The sequence below is a fragment of the Streptomyces cylindrosporus genome (assembly GCF_022698165.1).
In the GTDB taxonomy this organism is placed as follows: domain Bacteria; phylum Actinomycetota; class Actinomycetes; order Streptomycetales; family Streptomycetaceae; genus Streptomyces; species Streptomyces cylindrosporus.
Genome location: NZ_JALDAY010000004.1, coordinates 344,188 through 365,958 on the forward strand (window position 1 = coordinate 344,188; position 21,771 = coordinate 365,958).

Annotated in this window: 20 protein-coding genes; 6 read left to right on the forward strand and 14 right to left on the reverse strand. The window is 72.3% G+C overall.

Annotated features, from left to right (window positions below; translation table 11 throughout):
• Positions 1 to 12 precede the first annotated feature (12 nt).
• A complete protein-coding gene (locus MQP27_RS14495) occupies positions 13 to 1,023 on the reverse strand; it encodes a helix-turn-helix transcriptional regulator (protein ID WP_242765480.1) in 1,011 nt (336 codons plus the stop codon).
• 137 nt (positions 1,024 to 1,160) lie between these two features.
• Between MQP27_RS14495 and MQP27_RS14500 the strand changes: the two genes are divergently transcribed.
• Positions 1,161 to 1,562: a VOC family protein gene (locus tag MQP27_RS14500; RefSeq protein WP_242765481.1), complete on the forward strand. Its 402-nt coding sequence runs from the start codon at positions 1,161 to 1,163 to the stop codon at positions 1,560 to 1,562.
• Between the two features lie 4 nt (positions 1,563 to 1,566).
• Here MQP27_RS14500 and MQP27_RS14505 read toward each other — a convergent pair whose 3' ends face one another.
• The 3 genes from MQP27_RS14505 to MQP27_RS14515 all read right to left on the reverse strand — a co-directional run bounded on the left by MQP27_RS14505 (position 1,567) and on the right by MQP27_RS14515 (position 4,000).
• A complete protein-coding gene (locus MQP27_RS14505; RefSeq protein ID WP_242765482.1) occupies positions 1,567 to 2,232 on the reverse strand; it encodes a pyridoxine/pyridoxamine 5'-phosphate oxidase in 666 nt (221 codons plus the stop codon).
• Positions 2,233 to 2,269: 37 nt separating this feature from the next.
• Positions 2,270 to 2,695, reverse strand: coding sequence for a pyridoxamine 5'-phosphate oxidase family protein (locus MQP27_RS14510; RefSeq protein ID WP_242765483.1), 426 nt, complete (start codon positions 2,693 to 2,695; stop codon positions 2,270 to 2,272).
• 132 nt (positions 2,696 to 2,827) lie between these two features.
• Positions 2,828 to 4,000 carry a thiolase C-terminal domain-containing protein gene (locus MQP27_RS14515; protein ID WP_242765484.1) on the reverse strand — a complete coding sequence of 391 codons (1,173 nt, stop codon included), beginning with the start codon at positions 3,998 to 4,000 and terminating at the stop codon, positions 2,828 to 2,830.
• Between the two features lie 76 nt (positions 4,001 to 4,076).
• Between MQP27_RS14515 and MQP27_RS14520 the strand changes: the two genes are divergently transcribed.
• Together MQP27_RS14520 and MQP27_RS14525 are read left to right on the forward strand one after the other, a co-directional pair.
• Positions 4,077 to 5,264 carry an acyl-CoA dehydrogenase family protein gene (locus MQP27_RS14520; RefSeq protein WP_242765485.1) on the forward strand — a complete coding sequence of 396 codons (1,188 nt, stop codon included), beginning with the start codon at positions 4,077 to 4,079 and terminating at the stop codon, positions 5,262 to 5,264.
• Positions 5,261 to 5,734 (forward strand): nitroreductase/quinone reductase family protein, encoded by a 474-nt coding sequence (locus MQP27_RS14525; protein ID WP_242765486.1) that lies wholly within the window; start codon positions 5,261 to 5,263, stop codon positions 5,732 to 5,734. The genes MQP27_RS14520 and MQP27_RS14525 overlap by 4 nt, the downstream gene beginning before the upstream one ends.
• Positions 5,735 to 5,837: 103 nt before the next feature.
• Here the strand turns inward: MQP27_RS14525 and MQP27_RS14530 are convergent, their stop codons facing one another.
• Positions 5,838 to 6,473 (reverse strand): TetR family transcriptional regulator, encoded by a 636-nt coding sequence (locus MQP27_RS14530; RefSeq protein ID WP_242765888.1) that lies wholly within the window; start codon positions 6,471 to 6,473, stop codon positions 5,838 to 5,840.
• 134 nt (positions 6,474 to 6,607) lie between these two features.
• Between MQP27_RS14530 and kbpA the strand changes: the two genes are divergently transcribed.
• Together kbpA and afsK are read left to right on the forward strand one after the other, a co-directional pair.
• Positions 6,608 to 7,342: an AfsK-binding protein KbpA gene (gene kbpA / locus MQP27_RS14535; protein WP_242765487.1), complete on the forward strand. Its 735-nt coding sequence runs from the start codon at positions 6,608 to 6,610 to the stop codon at positions 7,340 to 7,342.
• A 182-nt stretch (positions 7,343 to 7,524) separates the two neighbouring features.
• On the forward strand, positions 7,525 to 9,885 hold the full coding sequence (afsK, locus tag MQP27_RS14540) for a protein serine/threonine kinase AfsK (RefSeq protein WP_242765488.1): 2,361 nt from the start codon (positions 7,525 to 7,527) through the stop codon (positions 9,883 to 9,885).
• Between the two features lie 73 nt (positions 9,886 to 9,958).
• On the opposite strand, the gene MQP27_RS14545 is transcribed toward afsK, so the two are convergent.
• From MQP27_RS14545 to MQP27_RS14555, 3 genes are read right to left on the reverse strand one after another with little or no spacing between them, the layout of a single operon-like run.
• Entirely contained in the window at positions 9,959 to 10,744 is a 786-nt protein-coding gene (locus MQP27_RS14545) for an enoyl-CoA hydratase/isomerase family protein (protein ID WP_372511188.1), read from the reverse strand.
• Positions 10,729 to 11,136, reverse strand: a complete 408-nt coding sequence (locus MQP27_RS14550) for a Zn-ribbon domain-containing OB-fold protein (protein WP_242765490.1) — start codon at positions 11,134 to 11,136, stop codon at positions 10,729 to 10,731. The genes MQP27_RS14545 and MQP27_RS14550 overlap by 16 nt, the downstream gene beginning before the upstream one ends.
• A gap of 1 nt (position 11,137) precedes the next feature.
• Positions 11,138 to 12,289 carry a lipid-transfer protein gene (locus MQP27_RS14555; RefSeq protein WP_242765491.1) on the reverse strand — a complete coding sequence of 384 codons (1,152 nt, stop codon included), beginning with the start codon at positions 12,287 to 12,289 and terminating at the stop codon, positions 11,138 to 11,140.
• A gap of 110 nt (positions 12,290 to 12,399) precedes the next feature.
• On the opposite strand from MQP27_RS14555, the gene MQP27_RS14560 reads away from it, so the two are divergent.
• The gene (locus tag MQP27_RS14560; protein WP_242765492.1) at positions 12,400 to 13,956 is read left to right on the forward strand and encodes a FadD3 family acyl-CoA ligase; all 1,557 of its coding nucleotides are present in this window, start codon (positions 12,400 to 12,402) and stop codon (positions 13,954 to 13,956) included.
• Positions 13,957 to 14,031: 75 nt separating this feature from the next.
• Here the strand turns inward: MQP27_RS14560 and MQP27_RS14565 are convergent, their stop codons facing one another.
• The 6 genes from MQP27_RS14565 to afsR form a co-directional block, all read right to left on the reverse strand.
• Positions 14,032 to 14,214: a hypothetical protein gene (locus MQP27_RS14565; RefSeq protein WP_242765493.1), complete on the reverse strand. Its 183-nt coding sequence runs from the start codon at positions 14,212 to 14,214 to the stop codon at positions 14,032 to 14,034.
• Positions 14,215 to 14,399: 185 nt separating this feature from the next.
• Positions 14,400 to 15,173: an ATP-binding cassette domain-containing protein gene (locus MQP27_RS14570; RefSeq protein ID WP_242765494.1), complete on the reverse strand. Its 774-nt coding sequence runs from the start codon at positions 15,171 to 15,173 to the stop codon at positions 14,400 to 14,402.
• A complete protein-coding gene (locus tag MQP27_RS14575; RefSeq protein ID WP_242765495.1) occupies positions 15,170 to 16,222 on the reverse strand; it encodes an ABC transporter permease in 1,053 nt (350 codons plus the stop codon). The genes MQP27_RS14570 and MQP27_RS14575 overlap by 4 nt, the downstream gene beginning before the upstream one ends.
• The gene (locus tag MQP27_RS14580; protein WP_242765496.1) at positions 16,219 to 17,358 is read right to left on the reverse strand and encodes a sugar ABC transporter substrate-binding protein; all 1,140 of its coding nucleotides are present in this window, start codon (positions 17,356 to 17,358) and stop codon (positions 16,219 to 16,221) included. The genes MQP27_RS14575 and MQP27_RS14580 overlap by 4 nt, the downstream gene beginning before the upstream one ends.
• Before the next feature lie 112 nt (positions 17,359 to 17,470).
• Entirely contained in the window at positions 17,471 to 18,397 is a 927-nt protein-coding gene (locus MQP27_RS14585; protein ID WP_242765497.1) for a U32 family peptidase, read from the reverse strand.
• A 246-nt stretch (positions 18,398 to 18,643) separates the two neighbouring features.
• Positions 18,644 to 21,616: an SARP-family global regulator AfsR gene (gene afsR / locus MQP27_RS14590; protein WP_242765498.1), complete on the reverse strand. Its 2,973-nt coding sequence runs from the start codon at positions 21,614 to 21,616 to the stop codon at positions 18,644 to 18,646.
• Between the last annotated feature and the right edge of the window lie 155 nt (positions 21,617 to 21,771).

A 21,771-nucleotide genomic window follows, 5' to 3' on the forward strand; every position in this document is an offset into this window, starting at 1 on the left:
GCCCTGTCGGCGCTACTCCGCTTCCGCGCGGTCGGGCTCGGCGCGGGCACAGGACGCGAGGCGGTCGGCGAGTGCGCTGACGAGGTCGCGCAGTTCGGCGGGGCGCTCGATGACGAACGGCCGGTCGAGGGAGGCGAGGAGCGGCGGCAGCCAGTCGAGCCGCTCCGCCCGAAGCCCGACGCGCAGCCAGCCCTCGGCCGCCCGGTCCTCGCCCGCCACGGGCGCGTACTCCTCCAGGCTCGCGACGCTCGCGGGAAGACGGGCACGGATCTGCTCGACCGTCCCTCGGATCCGCAGGGTCACCTCGTGCTCGTACTCGACCGCGGCGAAGGCCGACAGCAGGCGCTGCGCCGGATCAGGCCCCTCGGGCGCTTCGAACGAGCCGGGCAGGGGCCGTGCGGCCGCGATGCGATCGAGCCGGAAGGTCCGGTCCTCGCCGATCCCGGCGTCCTGGCCGGTGACGTACCAGCGGCCCGCGTGGGCGACGACCCCGTACGCGTGCAGCGTGCGTTCACTGCGCCGGCCGTCACGATCGGTGTAACGGACCGAGAGCGGCCGGCGGTGGCGCACCGCGTCGGCGACGGTGAGCAGGACCTCGGCGTCCGGGGTGTCGAACTCGCCGGGCCGGTCCGTGAAGGCGAGGGCGTCCAGGAGCGTGTCGAGCCGACGGGCCACGCGCTGGGGCAGTACCCGCCGGATCTTCGCCGACGCCGTCTCGCTCGCCGTGCGCTCCGCCGTCGTCAGCCCCGCCCGGCGCCCGGCGACCAGGCCGAGCAGCACGGCCAGCGCCTCGTCGTCGCTGAGCATGAGCGGGGGCAGGCGGTAGCCGGGGGCGAGGCGGTACCCGCCGTAGCGTCCGCGTACCGATTCCACCGGCACGTCCAGTTCGACCAGCTGGTCCACGTACCGCCGCACGGTGCGCCCCTCGACGCCGAGCCGGTCGGCGAGTTCGGCCACCGTCCGGGTGCCGCCCGACTGCAGCAGCTCCAGGAGGGTCAGCACGCGGCCGGTGGGTCGAGGCATGCCGGCAGCCTAACGCGAATACAGGACCGATTCTGTCCCCTATTTCTCCTAGCCTGCGAAGTGAAGAGAACGCCGCCACCGGCCCCGACCGGCCCCTGACCGGCCCCCCCGACCGGCCCCCGACCAAGGAGATCTCCATGGACTTCGTCTCGATCCGCATCATCACCGGTGACGTGCCGCGCCTCGTCGAGTTCTACGAGCGGGCCACCGGGGCGCGGGCCGCCTGGGCCACCGAGGACTTCGCCGAACTCAGGATCGGGGCCGCCACCCTCGCGATCGGCGGCACCCGCACCGTCCCGCTCTTCGCTCCCGGCTCCGCCCGCCCGGCCGCCAACCACAGCGTGATCACCGAGTTCCTCGTCGACGACGTGGACCGCGTGCACCAGAACCTGACGGGCTTCGTCACCGACTTCGTCAACGAGCCCACCACGATGCCCTGGGGCAACCGCTCACTCCTCTTCCGCGACCCCGACGGAAACCTGGTCAACTTCTTCACACCCGTCACCCCGGCGGCCGTGGAGAAGTTCGCGCGCCGCTGATGCCTTACGGCCAGAGGAGCTCCCTGGCCCACCCGCCGTCCACCCGCCCGTACTTCAGCCGTACGTGCCGTCGCCGCTCGTCCCCCTGGAAGAACTCCACCTCGTCCGGGCGGAGGCGGTACAGGGTCCAGGTCGGGACCGGGGCGTCCGGTTCCCGTCGGGCGCGGTCCCAGGCCGCCTGGGATTCCTCGGCCAGTTCCTCCAGTGAGCCCAGGACCTGGCTCTGGCGGCCGGTGAGGGCCGCGGCGAGGGCGCCGGTCGAGCGGGCGTGCAGGTCGGACCGGGAGTCGGTGGAGGGGGCCGTGGTGACCGGGCCGCGGAGGCGGACCTGGCGGCCGAGCGCCGGCCAGTAGAAGGCCAGGGCGGCGTACGGGCGGGCCGCCAGGTGGGTGCCCTTGCGGCTCGTCGCGTGGGTCGCGAAGGACCAGCCCTCCTCGTCCGCGCCGTGCAGCATCACGATCCGTACGTCCGGGTTGCCGTCGGCGTCCGAGGTCGCCAGGGACATCGTGTGCGGCTCGCGCTGGCCCGCCGCCACCGCCTCCGCGAGCCAGGCCGAGAAGAGGGGGAGGGGTTCGGCGGGGGCCGCCGCCGGATCGAAGGGCGGCAGGCTGGTCACCTCCGGGTCCCACACCCGCAGTGACCTCAGCAGTTCGTGCAGATCCGTTCCCATGCCCCGATTGTCCCGTGCGGCACGGCTCGATCCGAGCTCAGACCGTCCCCAGGTCCGACGACAGCCACCGCTCCGGGCGCATGCGGACGACCACCTGCTCACCGTGGTTCTTCCAGGCGAAGTCCACGTACTCGTCCACCTTCTCGGCGGGGAGGTACCGCGCCGAGATCTCCCTCAGCTGCTCGATCGTCGCCGGCTCGGACCCGATCACCGGCCCCTCCACCGAGACGTACCGGATCGTCGGCTCCAGCCGGTCCGCCAGCAGCGTGAACCGTCCCGCCGCCCGGATCAGCCGGTCCTTGCGCGAGTCCCGCACGATCAGGATCCACACCGTCCCGTCGTCCTCGTACTGGTACCAGATCGGCACGCTGACGGGCGCCCGCCCCTCACCCCCGTCCACCGAGAACGCGGCGACATGCGGCTCGGCCAGGAACTCTGCACGCTCTTCACGGGCCAGTGCCATACGGCTCTCCTCCGGTGGCTGTGGCTGTGGCTGTGGCCGGCTGGTCGGTGCGCTGCGGGTCGGGAGGGGTTCAGTCGAAGCCTACGTCCGGTACGACCTCCGTCGCGTTCACGGTTCGCGGCGCGGCGGTCGTCAGTCCCGGCCCAGCACCACCGTCCCGGACGAGCAGAACCACCCGCCCGTCCCCGACGCCACTCCCAGCCGCGGCAACTCGCCGTCCCGTGCCCGCACTTGGCGGTCGCCCGCCTCGCCCCGCAGCTGCCGTACCGCCTCCACCAGCAGGAACAGCCCCCGCATCCCGGGGTGCTGGGCCGACAGGCCGCCCCCGTCCGTGTTCACCGGCAGTTCCCCGCCCTCCACCCTGAGCCGGCCCTTCTCCACGAACGCGCCGCCCTCGCCCTTCCCGCAGAACCCGAGGTCCTCCAGGGTCACCAGGGTCATGTAGGTGAAGGCGTCGTAGAGCTGGGCGAAGTCCATCTCGTCCGGGGTCACACCCGCCCGCTCGAAGGCCAGGCGGCCGCTCACCGCCGCCGGGGACACCGTGAAGTCCTCCCACTCGGACATCGCCGCGTGCGAGACGTGCTCCCCGGTGCCTAGGACCCAGACGGGGGCGGTACGGCAGTCCCGTACCAGTTCCTCGGCCGCCAGCAGGACCGCCGCGCCGCCGTCCGAGCGGATGCAGCAGTGCAGCTTGGTGAACGGGTCCGCGATCATCGGGCCGGACAGGACCTCGTCCACCGTGATCGGGGCGCGGAACACGGCGTCCGGGTTCAGGGCCGCGTTCGCGCGTGCCTGGACCGCGACCTCCGCCAACTGCTCGATCGTCGTGCCGTGTTCGATCATGTGGCGGCGGGCCGCCATCGCGTACTTGGCGATGAGGGTGTGGCCGTACGGGACCTCGAACTGGAGGGGGCCGCGGGCGCCGAAGGAGAGGTTCCCGGTGCGGCGGCCCGCCTTGATGTCGGCGCGGGCCGTCGAGCCGTACACCAGGAGGACCGCGTTCGCGTGGCCCGCGGCTATCGCGTCCGCCGCGTGCGCCGCCATGACCTCCCAGGTCGAGCCGCCCACCGACGTGGAGTCGACCCAGGTGGGGCGCAGGCCCAGGTACTCGGCGACCTCGACCGGGGCCAGTGTGCCCAGGCCCGCCGAGGCGAAGCCGTCCACCACCGCACGGTCCAGGCCCGCGTCCGCCAGCGCGCGGCGGGCCGCCTGGGCGTGCAGGGTGTACGGCGTCGCGTCGTCCACCCGGCCGCAGTCGGACAGGGCCGCGCCCACCACGGCGACTTTCCGGATCCCGGTGGCCATGACCCCTCGCTTCCCTCTGGGCATATCGCTTCGGCGCTCCTAATATGACGGACCGTCAGATCGGGAGGGAAGAGTCATGGACGCAGGCTTCACCGCCGAACAGGACGAGATCCGCCGTACGCTGCGCGAACTCCTGCACCGGCGCTGCGGACCCGAGGAACTCCGCGCCGCCCTCGACACGCCCGACGGCCACGACCCCGCCCTCTGGACCGCCCTCGCCGAGCAGCTCGGCCTGCCCGGGCTCGCCCTTCCCGAGGCGTACGGCGGTGTGGGCTGCTCGGTCACCGAACTCGCCCTGGCGGGAGAGGAGTTGGGGCGGGCGCTCGCGCCGGTGCCGCTGCTCGCCACCGCCGTCCTCGCCGGACCGGTCGTCCGCGCCCTCGGCACCGAGGCCCAGTGCGCCGCGCTGCTGCCCCGGCTCGCCTCCGGCGCCCTCACCGCCGCCCTCGCCGTACCCGGCACCGCGCTGGCCACCGCCCTCGCGCTGACCGGCGGCAACGGCGGGGAGTGGGCGGGCGGCGGGCGCGCGGGAGGCGTGCAGGCCCGGCGGGCGGGGGAGGGGTGGCGGCTGTACGGGGAGGTCGGGCAGGTGCTCGACGGGCACAGCGCGGAGCTCCTGGTGGTCGCCGCGCATGCCGGTGGGTTCGCGCGCTCACGGACCCTGTTCTTCCTCGTGCCCGGCGACGCGGCGGGGCTCGTACGGGCGCGGCAGACCGCCCTCGACGCGACCCGGCCGCAGGGGCGCCTCCAACTGCGCGACGTGGAGGCCGAGTTGCTGGGCGGCGAGGACGGGCGCGGGGTCCTCGGCGCCCTTCGTGCCGTCGGCGACTCGGCCGCCGCCGTGCTCGCCTGCGAGGCCGTCGGCGCCGCCGACCGGGCGCTGGAGCGGACCGTGGAGTACGTGAAGCAGCGGGAACAGTTCGGGCGGGCGATCGGGTCGTTCCAGGCGGTCAAGCACCGGCTGGCCGACGTGTACGTACAGCTCCAGGCGGCCCGCTCGGCGGCGTACTACGCGGCCTGGGCGGCCGGGCACGGCGAGAGCGCGGGCGGGCTCGCGCTCGCGCAGGCCCTGGAGGCGCTGCGGTGCGCCGCCGCCGAGGGGATCCAGCTGCACGGGGGCATCGGCTTCACCTGGGAGCACGACGCCCATCTCTACTTCAAGCGCGCCGCCGGCGACGAGCTGCTGTTCGGGCCGGTGCACCGGCTGCGGGCGCACGCCGCGGACGCGGCGCGACTGTTCGAGGGCCGGGAGGTGTCGGTGTGATCGGCGAACGGGTTGTGCAGCGGGTGTCCTCGACCAGGGGCTTCGCCAAGGTGGCCCCGCATGTCATCCCGGCCCTGGACCGCGCCGTCCACCGGCTCACCCGGGGGAAGGTGCTGGTCAGTGCCCAGATGCTGCCGGGCGTGATCCTCACGGCCAAGGGGGCCCGCAGCGGGGTGCCGCGCCGGACGCCGCTGGCGTGCATGCCCGAGGAGGGCGGGCGCGAGTGGATCCTCATCGGGTCCAACTTCGGCCGTACGGACCACCCCGCCTGGACCCACAACCTCCTCGCCCATCCGGACGCCGAGATCAGCTGGAAGGGCACGGACATCCCGGTGCGCGCCCGGCTGCTGGAGGGGGAGGAGCGGGCGGCGGTGTGGAAGAAGCTGCTGGTGTTCTGGCCGCCGTACGCCACCTATCAGGCGCGGGTCGAGCGGGAGATACGGGTCTTCCGGATCACCCGGACCTCATAGGGCCGCGCCGCCCGTGCGAACTCCCGTGCGGAGAGCGGCAGGCGGTGGTCCACCGAGGTGGACCACCGCCTGCCAGACAGGACTTGAGCCGGAGGGCGCGGACCTACTTCGCCGGCTTCTTTCCGGTCACGCCCAGGTGCACCAACAGCGCCAGGTTCGGCTTGAGTTCGGCCTGCTTGACGCCCCAGGTCTGGAAGCCCTTCTGGTGCGAGGCGACGGCCGCGAGCATCGCGACCAGCGAACCGGCGACCGCCGCCGGGTTCACGTCCTTGTCGACCTTGCCCTTGGACTGCAGTTCCCTGATCGAGTCGGTGAGGGAGTTGTTCACCGAGTTCAGGATCTTCATGCGGATCTTGTAGAACCGCTTGTCGCCCTCGGCCGCGCCGAGGTCGACGACCCTGAGGATCGCGTCGTTCTTGCGCCAGAACTCCAGGAAACCGTCCACGAGTTCCTGGGCCGTGGCCCAGCCGGCCTTGCCGACCCACGACCGGCCCTCCAGCAGCGCGGTCAACTGACCGCCCTCCGTGGCCATTTGCTCGGCGATCTCCAGGACGGCGCCCTCGACGTCCGGGAAGTACTGGTAGAAGGTCGCGGGCGAAGTACCCGCTTTCCGGGCGACATCGATGACTTTGACGTCCCGGTAAGGGGAGGAGCTGAGCATCTCGCTGAGGCAGTCGAGCAGCTTCTGCCGGGTCGCCTGCCCACGCCGGCCGGCCACGCGGCCGTCGACGGTACGCACTTGTCCTGTCATGCCGTCAGCTTACCGAGGGGTGATCGGAGCGCGATTCGGCCGACTGCAAATGGGGTGCACGAGCACCGCGGGGCGGGTGTGCTGGTCCTGCGCGGTGCGCGAGGCGCCGTTATTTTTGCCGCATGGCCGAAAACAGGGCATCCACGTACGGAGAGGGCGTCCCCTGCTGGGTGGACGCGCAGCTTCCCGACGTCGAGGCGGGCAGGCGGTTCTACGGTGAGCTCTTCGGGTGGACCTTCGAGGAGCAGCGCTACGGCGGCTCCGTCTGGGCGCTGCGCGAGGGCGAGCCGGTCGCCGCGCTCGCGCACAAGACGGACGGCCGTATGCCCACCGTCTGGACGGTGTACTTCGCGACACCGGACGTGGAGGCCCTCGCGGACCGGGTCTGGGCGGCCGGCGGACAGGTCGTCACCGCGCCGCTGCCGGTGGGCGACCTGGGCACGACAGCGCTGGTCACCGACCCGGAGGGGGCCGTCTTCGGCCTCTGGGAGCCGGGCAGCCACCCCGGCTTCGGCAGGCGGCACGAGCCCGGCGCCTTCGCCTGGGCCGAGCTGTACGCGCGGGACACCGAGGCCGCGAACGACTTCTACGGCGGTCTCTTCCACGACGCCTTGTTCGGGCCGGACGCGAAGCCCGATTTCGGCCGGGCGGCCGTCTCGGAGGTGTTTCCGGCCGAAATGCCGCCCCACTTCCTGGTCCACTTCCAGGTCGAGGACTGTGAATCCGTCCTCGGGACGGTGAACCGGCTCGGCGGCCGGGTACAGGCACCACCATTCGAGACGTCTTACGGAAAGGTGGCGGTCGTCACCGACAATCAGGGGGCGTCGTTCGCGGTACTGGAGCGGCTCGACGGGTGAATCGGCGGGTGAATCGTCCCGGTTTGGCGTGAGACACCCCGTTTCGGACCCGGGTTCGCAACCAGTGCCCGGGACAGGAAGAATCAGGGTGCGCGCCGCCAGGGGTGGTGCGGTGGTGAGACGCTGCACGGGGTCGCGTACATATGTGGGTGACGGGGCCCGTACGGGGAGGTGGCAGGCAAGTGGTGGATCAGCTGACGCAGCACGATCCGCGGCGGATCGGGCCGTTCGAGGTGCTGGGACGGCTGGGTGCCGGCGGCATGGGGCTGGTCTATCTCGCGCGCTCGGCGTCCGGCCGGCGCGTGGCGATCAAGACGGTCCGCACGGAGCTCGCCGAGGACCAGCTCTTCCGCGTCCGCTTCACCCGCGAGGTGGAGGCGGCCCGCGCGGTCTCCGGGTTCTACACGGCCGCCGTGGTGGACGCCGATCCCCGTGCCGCCGTGCCGTGGCTGGCCACCGCGTACGTCCCCGCGCCCTCGCTCGAGGAGATAGTGAACGAGTGCGGGCCGCTCCCGGCCCAGGCGGTGCGCTGGCTGGCGGCGGGTGTCGCCGAGGCGCTCCAGTCCATCCACGGCGCCGGACTGGTCCACCGCGACCTCAAGCCCTCGAACGTCCTCGTCGTGGAGGACGGCCCCCGGGTCATCGACTTCGGCATCGCGTCCGGCGTTTCGAACACCCGTCTGACCATGACGAACGTGGCGGTCGGCACCCCCGCCTACATGTCCCCGGAACAGGCCAAGGACTCGCGGTCCGTCACCGGCGCCTCGGACGTCTTCTCGCTCGGCTCGATGCTGGTCTTCGCGGCCACCGGCCACCCGCCCTTCCACGGCGCCAACCCGGTGGAGACGGTCTTCATGCTGCTGCGCGAGGGCCCGGACCTGGAGGGCCTGCCGAACGAGCTGCGCCCGCTGATCGAGTCCCTCATGCAGATGGAGGCGACGAACCGCCCGAACCCGGCCGACCTCCAGGCCCAGCTCGCCCCGCACCTCTTCGGCTCCGGTTCCGACGACAGCGGTACGGCCTCGGCCTGGCTGCCCGAGCGCGCGGTGAGCCTGATCGAGGCGCGGCGCAACGGCCGCCCGGCGGCCAAGCCCGGCCAGCAGGGCGGCGCCCGCAGCGGAGGCGGCCGCCAGGCCCCGGTCCCGCCGCCCCCGCCCTCGTACGACCCCGCGGTCCCCTCGCCCGTCCCCGTGGGCGCCCCCGACACCGGCCCGGTCCGGCTGGCCGGCGCCCAGGTGCCGATCGGCCCCGGCCCCCGCGTCTCCGACGTCCGCGCGGCGGCCGTGAAGGCGCCCCCGCCGGAGGCCGCCCTGGCCGCCTCCTGGGCCAAGCCCCGCCCCGGCGTCAACGGCGCCGATCCTGCCGTCGGCCCTGTCGTACCTGCGGCCCCTCCCGCGCCCCCGGAGACGGCCGCCGGCTGGCGTCCCTGGCGTTTCCGCATGTCGAACGACGTGTGGGGCACCCCGTCGGTCGCCGGGGACCTCGTTTACGTCACCTCCTTCGAGGTGCACGCGCTCGACGTCGCGACCGGCCGCCGACGCTTCAAGACCCGTGACGTCGCCTGGTCGATGGCGGTCTCGGACGGCCGTATCCACGCCTCCGACGGGCCGACCCTCTTCGCCCTCGACTGCCGGGAGGGCGCCGACCTGTGGCGGCTGTCCACCGACGCCTGGGTCTACTCCCTGCACGCCGACCGCGGCACCGTCGTCACCGGCACCCGCGGCGGCGGCGTCCAGGCCTGGGAGGCCTCGAACGGCCAGAAGCTGTGGGAGCTGTCCGGCGCCCAGACCGACTTCGAGTCGCCCGAGGCCGGGCCGTCGGTGCACGAGGGTACGGTCTACGTCTGGCAGGACGCCCGGCTGCGGGCCCTCGACGCCCGTACGGCCGAGGAGCGCTGGTCGTACCCGATCGGCGACGCGGCCTCCTGCGGCGGCGTCCCGGTACGGCTGACGCACGCGCCGGACGGCTGTGTCTACGTCTCCGCCGGCACCCGCGTCCTCGCCCTGGACGTGGCGAGCGGTCATGTGAAGTGGCACTTCGAGGCCCCGGCGGTCTTCCTCTCCCCGCCGACCTTCGCGCCCGGCCCGGCCGTCACCGGCGGCGGCATCTACCTCGCCGACTACCTCGGCACGGTGTACGCCCTCGACGCCGCCGACGGCCGCGACCGCTGGCGCATCGCCACCGAGTCCCGCTCCTCGATCGACCCGGTCCTGGTGGCCGCGGGGCACGTGCACGTCGGCAGCGGCAAGGGCCTCTACACGCTGGACGCGGTCACCGGCACGCCCAAGTGGCGCTTCCAGGCGGGCGGCGACATCGTGGGCGCCCCGGCGGTCGCGGAGGGCCGTATCCACTTCGGCTCCACGGACCACCTGCTCTACACCCTGAAGGCCGACGACGGCCGGCTGCGCTGGAAGCTCGCGACCGGCGGCGAGATCACCGGGTCGCCGGTCGTCAGGGACGGGGTGGTGTACGCGTGCAGCAAGGACCGCTGCGTGTACGCGCTGGACGCGGAGAAGGGCACGGGCACGGCCCGTACCGCCTGAACGATCGGGTGACGGCCGTCGTACCAAGCGCACGGAAGGGTGTGGACGGCGGCCGTCCCACCTAGACGCTACGTCAGCGCGTGCGATATGTCCTGTTCCGTTCGGCGAACAGCTCCGCCTGCCGTTCGTCCGGGAGGTTGCCGAGCGAGATGAGGTGCGGGGCCTGCGCGTACCCGGCGGCGAGCGCGGCCTCCCGGGCGGACCACAGGGCGCGGACGGTGCCCTGGACGCCCTCCGGCGGGTAGTCGGCGATGACGGACGCGCATGCGGTCGCCGCCGCCAACTCCGCACCGGGTTCCGTCAGTTCGGAGACCAGCCCGATCTCGTACGCCCGCCGCGCGCCAAGGCGTTCGGCGGTACCCATGAGCATCGTCCGGGCGACCTCCCCGTGCGGCATCCGCTGCCCCATCAGCACCGACTCGTAGGCGCTGACCATGCCGTAGGTGGTGTGCGGGTCGAAGAAGGTCGCGGTGGGGCCGGCGATCAGGAAGTCGCACTCGCCGAGCAGGTAGAAGGCACCGCCGCAGGCCATGCCCCGGACGGCGGCGATGACGGGTTTCCAGAGGTCGTTGGACTTCGGCCCGATGCGCAGGAGCGGATCGTCGATCATGTACGGCGATCCCGGCTGCGGGACCACCGAGTCCCGGTCCAGGCCCGTACAGAAGGCCCGCTCGCCCGCGCCGGTGAGGACGACGGCCCGGGTGTCCGCGTCGAAACGCAACTCCCGCCACACCTCGGCCAGTTCGGCGGCCATGGCGAGGTCGACGGCGTTCAGGCGCTCCGGCCGGTTCAGGGTCACCACGGTGACGCCGGTGTCCTTGTCACCCGACACGAGCAGGGTGTTCACGCCGACACCCACTGCGGCAGCCCGCCCGCGAACACGACCCGCACCTTCGCCCCGATCCGGATCCGCTCCACCGCCACCGAGTCGAGTCGCGCCCCCGCCTCGGCGACCAGATTGCCGACCAGACGGATCCGCGGGGCCTCCTCCAGCTCGACGACGATCACGTTGTACGGGGCCTGTGCCGCGTAGTCGGGCAGCAGCGGCGGGTGCGGGACGACGTACGACCAGACGCGCCCGCGCCCCGAGACGGGCCGCCACTCGGCCGCGAAGGACTGGCAGTGCGGGCAGCAGGGGCGGGGCGGGAAGCGGAGCTCGCCGCAGTCCGCGCAGGCCTGCACGCGCAGTTCGCCCTCGGCCGCGTACCGCCAGAAGGGGGCGCCGTCGGTGTCCTTGACCGGGTCCAGCATGTCAACTCCTGTTGGTCAGCAGCAGCGCGGAGGTCGGAACGCCCTCGCCGGCGGTCACGAGGCAGGTGCCGGCGTCCGGGACCTGTGCGGTGCTGGTGCCCCGCAGCTGCCGTACGCCTTCGTTGATGAGGTTGAACCCGTGGACGTAGGCCTCGCTCAGCCCCCCGCCGCCGGTGTTGATCGGCAGCCGGCCGCCGGTCTCCAGGGCGCCCTGCTCGGTGAAGGCGCCGCCCTCGCCGCGGCCGCAGAAGCCGTAGCCCTCCAGGGAGAGCGGGATCAGCGCGGTGAACGCGTCGTAGATCTGGGCGACATCGACGTCCTGGGGTGTGAAGTCGGCGTGTTTCCACAGGTGTCGGGCCGCGGTCCAGGCGGGGCCGGTGAGCGGGTCGTCGTTCCAGTAGTTGACCATGCCGTGGTGCTGGGCGGGCAGGCCCTGGGCGGCGGAGTGGACGTACACGGGCCGCCGCCGGCAGTCGCGCGCCCGCTCCCTGCCGACCACCACGCACGCCAACGCCCCGTCCGTCTCGAGGCAGTTGTCGAAGAGGCAGAGGGGCTCGCTGATCCAGCGGGAGGTCATGTACATCTCGCGGGTCAGCGGGCGCTCGTACATGATCGCGGCGGGGTTCTGGTTGGCGCGGTTGCGGCAGGCGAGGGCGACGTTGAAGAGATGGTCGCGGGTCGCGCCGTACTCGTGCATGTAGCGGCGCGTCAGCATGGCTATCTCGTCGGCGGGGCGGAGCAGGCCGAAGGGGCGGGTCCACTGGGCCGGGGTGGGGAGTTGGACGGTCGTGTTCTTCCAGGGGCGCGGTCCGCTGCCGCGCTTGCGCGACCGCCAGGCGACGCCGACGGTGGCCTGGCCGGCGGCTATCGCGGCGGCCAGGTGGGCGACCGTGGCGCACGAACCGCCGCCGCCGTAGCCGACCTTGCTGAAGAAGGTCAGGTCCCCGAAGCCGACCGCCTTCGCCAGCTCGACCTCGTCCGTCTCCTCCATCGTGTACGAGGCGAGGGCGTCGACCTCGCCGGGGGCGATCCCGGCGTCGTCGAGGGCGGCTAACACCGCCCGGCAGGCGAGGGTTCTCTCGTCGTCTTCGAGGTTCTTGGCGAAGGGTGTCTGACCGATGCCCACGATCGCCGTCGCGTCCTTGAAGGTCACGCTGCACGCACCTCCGCACACTGTGAGGCCTGCTGACAGCCCGTCAGGCTACAGCTAATCTGACGGGTAGTCAGCTAATGGGTCGCTGGTTCCTTGTGCGGGGAGGGCCGATGGTGGAGTGGCGGAGCATTCCGGAGCTGGTCCGCTGGTCGGCGCGGCGGTACGCGTCGACCGAGGCGGTGGTGGAGGGCCGTACCCGGATCTCGTACGGCGAACTGGGCGACCGGGTGGAGCGCGCGGCGGCGGCCTGTGTCGCCGCCGGGGTCGAACCGGGCGACCGGGTGGGCATCTGGGCGCCCAACTCCCTGGACTGGATCGTCTCGGCGCTCGGGGCGGTGTCGGCGGGCGCGGTGCTGGTGCCGCTCAACACCCGCTTCAAGGGCGGCGAGGCGGTGGACGTGCTGCGGCGGAGCGGGGCGCGGCTGCTGTTCGTGACCGGGACGTTCCTCGGCACCTCGTACGTGGCCTCGCTGCGGCGGGCGCTCGCGGAGGGGGGCGGGGTGCCCGGGCTGGAGCAGGTGGTGGTGCTGTCGGACGACGCGCCGGCCGACTTCCGGACGTGGAAGGACTTCCTGGCGGCCGGGGACGGCGTCGGGGCGGCCGAAGTCCACGCGCGTTCAGCTCAGTTGGACGGCTCGATGCCCTCGGACATCGTGTTCACGTCCGGCACGACAGGACGCTCCAAGGGCGTGGTGATCACGCATGCCCAGTCGCTCAGGGCGTACGAGATCTGGTGCGACCTGGCGGGACTGCGGCAGGGCGACCGCTACCTGATCGTCAACCCCTTCTTCCACACGTTCGGCTACAAGGCCGGGGTGCTGGCCTGTCTCATGCGGGGCGCGACGATGATTCCCCAGCCGGTGTTCGGCGTCGACACCGTCCTGGCCAACATCGCGGCGGAACGGGTGTCCGTGCTGCCGGGTCCGCCGACCCTCCACCAGTCCCTGCTGGACCATCCGGCGCGGGACGCCCACGACCTGTCCGCCCTCCGGCTCGTGGTGACCGGCGCCGCGGTGGTGCCGCTCCAGCTGGTGGAGCGGCTGCGCGGCGAACTGGGCGTGGAGACCGTCCTGACGGCGTACGGCCTCTCGGAGGCCAGCGGCATCGTGACGATGTGCCGGCGCGGCGACGACCCGAAGGTGATCGCCGCGACGTCCGGGCGGGCCATACCCGGCACGGAGGTGCGGGTCGCGGCCCCGGCCGGGCAGCCCGGCGAGGTCCTGGTGCGCGGCTTCAACGTGATGCGCGGCTACTACGAGGACGCGGCGGCCACGGCCGAGGCGCTGACCGAGGACGGCTGGCTGCACACCGGTGACGTCGGCGTCCTGGACGCGGCCGGGAACCTCCGGATCACCGACCGGATCAAGGACATGTTCATCGTCGGCGGCTTCAACGCCTACCCGGCGGAGATAGAGCAACTCCTCGGCGTCCACCCGGACGTGGCCGACGTCGCCGTGATCGGCGTACCGGACCCGCGGCTCGGCGAGGTCGGGAAGGCCTATGTGGTGCGGCGGGCGGCGTCGGTGCTCACGGCGGACGACCTGATCGCCTGGGCCCGGCGCGAGATGGCCAACTACAAGGTGCCCAGGGAGGTGGAGTTCGTGCCGGAGCTGCCGCGCAACGCGAGCGGGAAGGTGGTCAAGGGAGAGCTGCGCGGCCGTGGTTGACCGCGGACACGCCTCGGCCGCGGCGGCTCCCCCTCGGTGCCGCCGCGGCCGTCCCCGTGTGGGAAAAAAGCCTGATCAGGCCTTCTCGTCGGTCGCGTGCAGGTTGTCCGGCGTGACCGTGGCGGTGCCGCTGTCCGCCTTGAGCGGGTTCACCCCGGTGAGCGGCTCGCTGGTCGCGTGCAGGTTGTCCGGGCTGACCTCGGTGCCGTCCTCGACGTCCGTGGCGTGCAGGTTGTCCGTGGTGTTCTCGTCGCTCATGACGACTGCCTCCCCGTTCGGGTTCCTTGATGTGGCCGCCGGCCCGGCGACTCCCCCGAGGGCCGCCGGGCCGGCTTCGTGACCGCTCACCGTAGTGCAACGGCCCAGGTCGACCCGTCTGCCCCCCGACGCGACGGAACGACAGGACCAGAGTGCCGGGTGGCGATAAACGAACGATGAACGCCCTACTTGGTCCTCGACCGCCGGTACTCCTCGACCACCAGGTCGGTCAGCTCGGCCACCGACGTCTGAGACGTGCGCTTGTCGAAGGTGATCTCACCGTGCTGAAGCAGGTTGACCCGGTCGCAGACCTCGAAGACCTGGGCGTAGTTGTGGGCGATGATGATGACGGAGACCTCGCCGCGGGCCTTGAGGTCGTTGACCAGGTCGAGGATGAGTGCGCCTTCCTTGGCGCCCATCGCGGCCAGGGGCTCGTCGAGAAGGAGCACCTTGGCCTCGGAGTAGACCGAGCGGGCCACGGCGATGGCCTGGCGCTGGCCGCCGGAGAGCTTGGCGACCTCGACGTCGACCGAGGGGATGTTCACCCCCATCTCGTCCAGGTGCTCCTGGGCGAGCTTGCGCATCGCGCGGTTGTGCAGCAGCCGGGTGGGCCGGATCATCTCCCGGTTCAGGAACATGTTGTGGTAGACCGTCAGCTCGTTCACCAGGGCCAGGTCCTGGTACACCGCGTCGATGCCGAGCGAGCGGGCATGGTCGACCGACTTGAGCGTCACCTCCTCGCCGTTCAGGAGGATGCGGCCGGCGTCGGGCCGGTGGAACCCGCAGAGGATCTTCAACAGGGTCGACTTGCCGGCACCGTTGTCGCCGACCAGGGCGAGCACCTCACCCTTGTCCAGGCGCAGGTTCACGTCCCGCAGCGCCGTGACCGCGCCGAAGCCCTTGGCCACGTGCTCCACGGAGAGCGCGGGTGCCGCTGGCGGCTCGGTCGGCTCGCTCATCGGCGGCCCGCCCTTCGCAGTCTGGCCAGGTACACGTTGAGCACCATGGAGAGGATGATCGCCGCGCCGAGGATGATGTTGAACGGGTTGGCGTTGATGCCGATGAGGTTGAACCCGTTGCGCAGCTCCGCGAGGACGAGCGCGCCGAGCAGCGCGCCGACGACCGTGCCCGAGCCGCCGGCCAGCGCCGTACCGCCGATGACCGCGGCGGAGACGGCGGTGAACATCGGGGACGCGCCGTCCGCACCCGCGGAGGTCGGGTCGATCGAGTCCACGCGGAAGGCCTCCAGGATGCCGGCGAAGGCCCCGAGGGCGCTGGTGGCCATGAAGTTGCCGAACTTGATGCGGCCGGTCCTGATGCCGGCCTCGCTCGCGCCGAGCGGGTTGCCGCCGGTGGCGATCGTGTGCAGGCCCCAGCGCGAGCGGGTGAGCAGCACGTGGAAGTACGCGACGATGATCAGGCACCAGATCAGTTCCGACCAGTCCGCCTGCCCGAACCAGCCGCGCACCCCGTGCGCCGCCTCCGGGATCTGCGCCGGGTAGGCGTGCGACGTGGTCAGCATGATGCCGAGGATGAGGAAGAGCATGCCGAGCGTGGCGACGAACGACGGCACCTTGAGCACGACCACCACGAAGCCGTTGACGAGACCGATGACGGCGCCGGCCAGTACCGAGCCGATGATCGCGACGATCGGGTACGTGCCGTAGTAGTCGATCATGTAGTGCATCAGGAACGGCGACAGGGCGAAGACGGCGCCCACCGACAGATCGATCTCGCCGCTCACCAGCAGCAGCACCATGCCCGCCGCGATGATCGCGTACGGCGCCGTCTGCTGGGAGAGGTTGACGAGGTTGCTGCGGGCCAGGAAGTCCGAGTTGTTGGACCAGAAGTACAGCAGCAGGGCCACCGCGACGATGAAGATGGTGGCCTCGCGGCGGATGACGAACGCCTCGAAGGCCAGGCGCAGCGGGCCGCTCCGCCGCACCGGCGGGGTGCCGGCCGTGGTGGTCGTCCCGCCGGTCGTGTCCTGCACGGTCCGCTCGCTCATGCGTGTGCGATGGGGCCGGAGCGCTTGACCAACTGCTGCTTCGTGCTGGAGCCCTCGTACCGGGTCTTGGTCTGGAGATAGGGGTCGACGTTGTCCTTGGTCACGAAGAGCAGGCCGGTGTCGGTGACGCTCGGGATGACCAGTCCGCCGGAGAGCTTGTACAGCCACAGGTAGAGCACGCTCAGGAAGCCCTGCAGATAGGGCTGTTGGTCGATGGTGAAGTCGAGGTCCCCCGCCTTGATCGCGGTGAGGGTGTTCGGGTTCAGGTCGAAGCCGCCCGCGACCACGCCCTTCTGCTTGAGGCCGTACTTCTTCACGACCTTGCCGACGCTCTCCGTCGAGCCCGCGTCGACCGCGAATATGCCCTTGAGGTCCTTGTGCCCGCTGACGTACGCGTCGATGGTCGACAGCTCCTGGGGCAGTTCCGCGCCGCTGGCGACCGACTTGAAGTCGATCGACTTGCCGGACGCCTTGATCGCGTCGGTGGCCCCGTCGATGCGCGGCTGGATGTTGAGCGCGCCCGGGGTGGCGATGAACCCCACCGCCTGTCCGCCGGAGGGCATCAGGGAGGCGATACGGCGGCCCAGCTCGACCCCGGACTGGTAGAGGTCCTGCCCGACGTAACAGAGCCGGCTCGTCCCCGGATCCCCCTTCGCCCCGTCCGCGTTGTACGAGAGGGTCGGGATCCCGGCGTCGAGGGCCTTGCCGACGGGCGACGTGAAGGCGTTCTTGTCGACGACCGCTATGGCGATGCCGTCGGCCTTCGCGGAGATGGCCGAACTCATGGCGCTGACCATTTCCGGGACGCTCGAGTCCTTCGAGCCGGTCCACTGGAACGAGGCGTTCAGCAGCGCGCAGGCGTCCGCCGCGCCGTACTGGGTCGGAGTGAAGAACGGGTTCGTCGTGACGTGGTTGACGAACACGAACTTCCACTTCGGCGTCTTCGGGAAGTCGCCGACACCGCCGCCCGACTTGTCGCTGTCGCTCTTGTTGTCGGCCGAGCAGGCGGACAGCAAGGCCGCCGCGGCGGCCGAGGCGCTCACCACTCCGACGCCGCTCAGCAGCCGCCGCCTGGCCAGCCCGTTCAGGCCGAGCGTGTCGACGGCTTCTTCCACCTGCGGATCGATCTTCTTCATGACCACTCCGGCGCGCTCGGCCCATGATGCACGGTATTTCGAACGACGTTCGGCACGTTTGGTGGGGCTGAACGTAGAACTGGCCTGATATGTCGTCAAGGCCCTGAGCGGGCTACGGTTTCGCCAACATTTGTCCGGGACCGGCCTCGGCCTCGGGATAGTGGCGGCGGAGCAGGGAAAGGCCGATCGCCGCCCGCCGTACGCGCTCGCGTGCGGTCGCGACGGCCATGTCGGTGAGGTGTGCTCCGGAGGGATACAGCGATGGCGCGTTCCGTACCGTGAACTTGAGGTGGACGGGGGCCGCCACGCGTACGAGGGCCGGGATCTCGTAGTAGCGGACCACGCCGCCGAAGTCGTCGGCGCCCTCCACGTAGACGTCCAGGGGTGCGTCGACCGCGCTGCGGATCGCCGCGATCTGGGCGAGGGTGAGATCGATCGGCAGGTTGATCGTGGTGACCCCGAGGTCCTCAAGTACTCGCGCTGCCGCGGGATTGGCAGTCGGCATCGATATCGACGCCTTGATCTCCAGGTCCGGCGGCAGGTCGCCGGACCGCCGCATACGGCCGAGGACCCACAGCTGGCCGATGTCGGCCACCAGCACGCTGCGCACGCCGAGGTCGCAGCCCCGGATGACGTCCTCGACCCCGTACGCCAGCTGGTCGGCGCCGCGCAGCACCGCCGCCGCGCCGCCGCCCGCGGCCGACGTGGCCTGGACGCCGATGTCCCAGCCGCCGCGTGGGCCCACGAAGAGGCAGACCTCCACCCCGCGTTCGCGGCCGAGCGCCACCATCTGCTCGATCTCCGGGTCGGTGAGGAGCATCATGCCGCTGCCCTGGCTGATGCGATGGATCCGGATCCCGTGCCGATCGGCCTCGTCCATGACCGCCTGGAACGGGCCCGGGCCCTCGACCGACGGGATCTCCACCCGGTACTGCGCGCCGTCCGGGAAGCGCTTGTCCGAGTCGGGCAGTTCCCCGAGGTCCCGATCCGGCAGCCCGAGCGCGGACAGCGACCGCCGTGACCTTTCCATGCCGTCCATCCGGAACCTTCTTCCGGTCGATATCTCGAACTTTGTTCGGATTCGCTGTGCTTGGACGGTAGGCAGGCGATGACGGCTCGTCAACGGCCCGCGGAGGCGCTGCGGGGCGGGGCTTCGCGGTGCGTCGTCCGGCTCCGCCGCGATGGGGGTCCCCCCCGCGCGAGCGCAGCCGAGCGTGGGGGAGCGACCAGCCACGATGGCGCCGCAGCCGATCGGCGACTCATCACGGCACTTCCAGCGGAGCGCTCAGGCCAGCGTCAGCGGCGTCAGCAGTGGTCGTACCGTCTCCGCCTCCGGGGCGTCCAGGGACTCGAACAGTTCCAGGGCCTCGCGCCAGCAGACCTGGGCGCGGCCCGGCTGGCCGATGCCGCTCAGGCCGTGGCCGAGGGTGACGAGGACCCCTGCCCGGCGCCAGTCGCCGCCGATGCCCCGGAGCACGGTCAGGGCGCTCTCGGCGTTGGCCGCGGCCTGCGCCGGGCGCCCGGCGGCCAGGTCGACCTCCGCGAGCCGGAACAGGGACATGCCCTCCCAGAGCCGTTGGCGGCTGTCCCGGAAGACGGTCAGGGCCTCCTGGAGGCGGTCGGCGGCCTCGGGCAGCTCACCGTGCTCGGTGAGCGCGAGGCCCAGCGCGTAGCGGCCGTTGGCGCCCTTGAGGGCGTGCCCCATGGCGTCGTACATCTCCATGCCCTGGCGGGCCAGCGACACCGCGCTGTCGGTGCGGCCGGTGGCCAGGTGGATCCGGGAGAGGTTGCACAGCACGGCCGCCTCGCCCGCCCGGTCGTCGCAGGCGCGGAAGCCCTCGATGGCGCGGTTGATGTGGGTCTCGCCGTCCTCGTGGCGGCTCTGGTAGAGCGCGATCACGCCGAGGATGTTCGACGCCCAGCACCCGGCCAGCGGATCCGGCGCGGCGCCGATCAGCTCGTGGGCCAGGGCCGCCTCCTCGTCCGCCAGGTCGAAGCGGCCGGTCACACTGTGCGCGTACCCCAGCGTGATCAGCGCCCGCGCCTCCGCCCGGGCGTCCCCGGCCTCCCGCGCGGCCTCGCGCAGGGCCGAGGCGACTCCTTCGTACGCCTTGGAGTTGGTGCCGGACTCCGCGAGGTCCACGGCGGCCCACAGCAGGTCGACCGCGCGCCGCAGCGAGCCGGAGCCCGCGGACTGGCGCACGCAGGCCAGCAGGCAGACCGCCTCCGAGTACAGCCAGTCCTGCGCCTGGTGCCGGTCGGCGAAGACCAGCCCGGGGTGTTCGGGGGCGGCCAGGTGGTCGACCAGCCGGTCGCCGGGCCGCTCGATCAGGTACACCCCGGCCGCGGTGGCCAGGTAGAAGTCCAGGAGGCGGGACATGGCCGCGTCGCGCTCGCTCGGCGGCCACTCGTCCCGCTCGGCGCAGGCACGCGCGTAGAGCCGTACGAGATCGTGGTAGCGGTAGCGGCCCGGAGCCGCGGATTCCAGCAGCGAGGTGTCGACGAGGGCCTCCAGCAGGTCCTCGGTCTCCTCCACCGGGAGGTCCAGCACCGCCGCGGCCGCCGCGAGCGAGATGTCCGGCCCGTCGGCGAGGCCGAGGAGCCGGAACGCCCGTGCCTGGGCGGGCTCCAGCGCGCCGTAGCCGAGCTCGAAGGTGGCCTTGACCGCGAGGTCGCCGGCCTGGAGTTCGTCGAGGCGGCGCCGCTCGTCGGCGAGCTTGGCGGCGAGGACGGAGACCGTCCAGGTGCGGCGGGCCGCCAGCCGGGACGCCGCGATCCTTATCGCCAGCGGCAGGAAACCGCAGGCCGCGACCACGTCCAGGGCAGCCTCCCGCTCGGCCGCCACCCGCTCCTCGCCCACGATCTTGGTGAACAGCGACAGCGCCTCGTCCGGGGACATCACGTCCAGGTCCACGAGATGCGCGCCCGCGAGGTCGACCATCCGCACCCGGGACGTGACCAGCGCCGCGCAGCCCTCCGTGCCGGGCAGCAGCGGTCGTACCTGCGCCGCGTCCCGGGCGTTGTCCAGCAGCACCAGGACCCGGCGGCCGTCGAGCACCGACCGGTACAGCGCCGCGCGCTCCTCCAGCGAGTCCGGGATCGCCGAGTCGGCCGTGCCGAGAGCGCGCAGGAAGGAGCCGAGGACCGTCTCCGGCTCCGCCGAGCGGGCGCCGGCGCCCTGCAGGTCGACGTACAGCTGCCCGTCCGGGAAGGCGGTCCGGGCCTGGTGGGCGACGTGCACCGCGAGGGTCGTCTTGCCGACGCCGCCGATGCCCGCGACCGCGGACACCGCCATCACCCGGCCCTCGGCGGTGGCCAGCACCTCGCCGAGTTCCTTGACGAAGGCGGCGCGGCCGGTGAAGTCCGGGACGGTGGCGGGGAGTTGGGCCGGGCGGACGGGGGCGGGGGCCGGCGCGGCCTGCGGGGCGGACGGCTCGGCGAGGCCCGGGTCGGCCTGGAGGATGCGCTGCTGGAGCTCGCGCAGGCCGGGGCGGGGGTCGACGCCCAGTTCGTCGGCGAGCAGGCGGCGGGTGTCGGCGTACACCGCGAGCGCCTCCGCCTGCCGGCCGCTGCGGTACAGCGCCAGCATCAGCAGCTCCCGCAGCCGCTCGCGCAGCGGATGGGCCGCGGTCAGCGCGGTGAGCTCGGCGACCGCCTCCGCGTGGCAGCCCTGCTCCAGGTCCATGTCGAGGCGGGATTCGAGGAGTTGGAGCCGCCACTCCTCCAGGCGCACCCGCTGTGCCTCCGCGTACGGCCCGGGTACGCCGGCCAGCGTCTCGCCGTCCCACAGGTGCAGCGCGCGGTCCAGCACCTCGCGGGCGTGGCACAGGTCCCCGGCGCCGCGCGCCTTCTCCGCCTCGGCCGCCAGGTCCTGCGCCACCGCCAGGTCGAAGGCGCCCTCGGCGAGGCCGCGCACCGCGTACCCGCCGGACTCGCTCACCAGGACCCCGGGGTCGAGCACCTTGCGCAGCCGGGAGGCGTACGTGCGCACCGCGGCCAGCGCCTGCGAGGGCGGCTCCTCGCCCCACAGGGCGTCGATCAGCTCGGCGGCGGTCGCCGTACGGCCCTCGCGCAGCAGCAGGGCCGCGAGCAGGGCGCGCTGCTGCGGGGAACCGGTGCTGAGCTGCTCCTCGCCGCGCCGGGCGCGCACGGGCCCGAGCACGGCGAAGCGCACGGCCTCCGGCCCAGCGGAGGGCGCGGGCTGCCTCTGCTGCGGCACCCGCGGAACCTCGGGACCCCGCGGCACACGGTCGACCATCGCCGTCCCCCTAGAAACTTTGAGCAACCCCGACAGTTTGCCTTGTACACGCCGGATGCGTCAGCTGTGGAGGGCACGGTCACAGTCAGCCGCGTGGGATATCACAAAGCCCTCACGCGCCCTTCGCACAGATACGGACACGGCCGACCACGGAG

Bases quoted from the DNA above. Each gene is read 5' to 3' on its own strand.
- MQP27_RS14550 (WP_242765490.1), bottom strand. From the start codon at position 11,136: ATGCTGGACCCGGTCAAGGACACCGACGGCGCCCCCTTCTGGCGGTAC.
- MQP27_RS14565 (WP_242765493.1), bottom strand. From the start codon at position 14,214: ATGAGCGACGAGAACACCACGGACAACCTGCACGCCACGGACGTCGAG.
- MQP27_RS14510 (WP_242765483.1), bottom strand. From the start codon at position 2,695: ATGGCACTGGCCCGTGAAGAGCGTGCAGAGTTCCTGGCCGAGCCGCAT.
- MQP27_RS14520 (WP_242765485.1), top strand. From the start codon at position 4,077: ATGGACGCAGGCTTCACCGCCGAACAGGACGAGATCCGCCGTACGCTG.
- MQP27_RS14500 (WP_242765481.1), top strand. From the start codon at position 1,161: ATGGACTTCGTCTCGATCCGCATCATCACCGGTGACGTGCCGCGCCTC.
- kbpA (WP_242765487.1), top strand. From the start codon at position 6,608: ATGGCCGAAAACAGGGCATCCACGTACGGAGAGGGCGTCCCCTGCTGG.
- MQP27_RS14495 (WP_242765480.1), bottom strand. From the start codon at position 1,023: ATGCCTCGACCCACCGGCCGCGTGCTGACCCTCCTGGAGCTGCTGCAG.
- MQP27_RS14515 (WP_242765484.1), bottom strand. From the start codon at position 4,000: ATGGCCACCGGGATCCGGAAAGTCGCCGTGGTGGGCGCGGCCCTGTCC.
- afsR (WP_242765498.1), bottom strand. From the start codon at position 21,616: ATGGTCGACCGTGTGCCGCGGGGTCCCGAGGTTCCGCGGGTGCCGCAG.
- MQP27_RS14580 (WP_242765496.1), bottom strand. From the start codon at position 17,358: ATGAAGAAGATCGATCCGCAGGTGGAAGAAGCCGTCGACACGCTCGGC.
- MQP27_RS14570 (WP_242765494.1), bottom strand. From the start codon at position 15,173: ATGAGCGAGCCGACCGAGCCGCCAGCGGCACCCGCGCTCTCCGTGGAG.
- MQP27_RS14575 (WP_242765495.1), bottom strand. From the start codon at position 16,222: ATGAGCGAGCGGACCGTGCAGGACACGACCGGCGGGACGACCACCACG.
- MQP27_RS14505 (WP_242765482.1), bottom strand. From the start codon at position 2,232: ATGGGAACGGATCTGCACGAACTGCTGAGGTCACTGCGGGTGTGGGAC.
- MQP27_RS14585 (WP_242765497.1), bottom strand. From the start codon at position 18,397: ATGGACGGCATGGAAAGGTCACGGCGGTCGCTGTCCGCGCTCGGGCTG.
- MQP27_RS14560 (WP_242765492.1), top strand. From the start codon at position 12,400: ATGGTGGAGTGGCGGAGCATTCCGGAGCTGGTCCGCTGGTCGGCGCGG.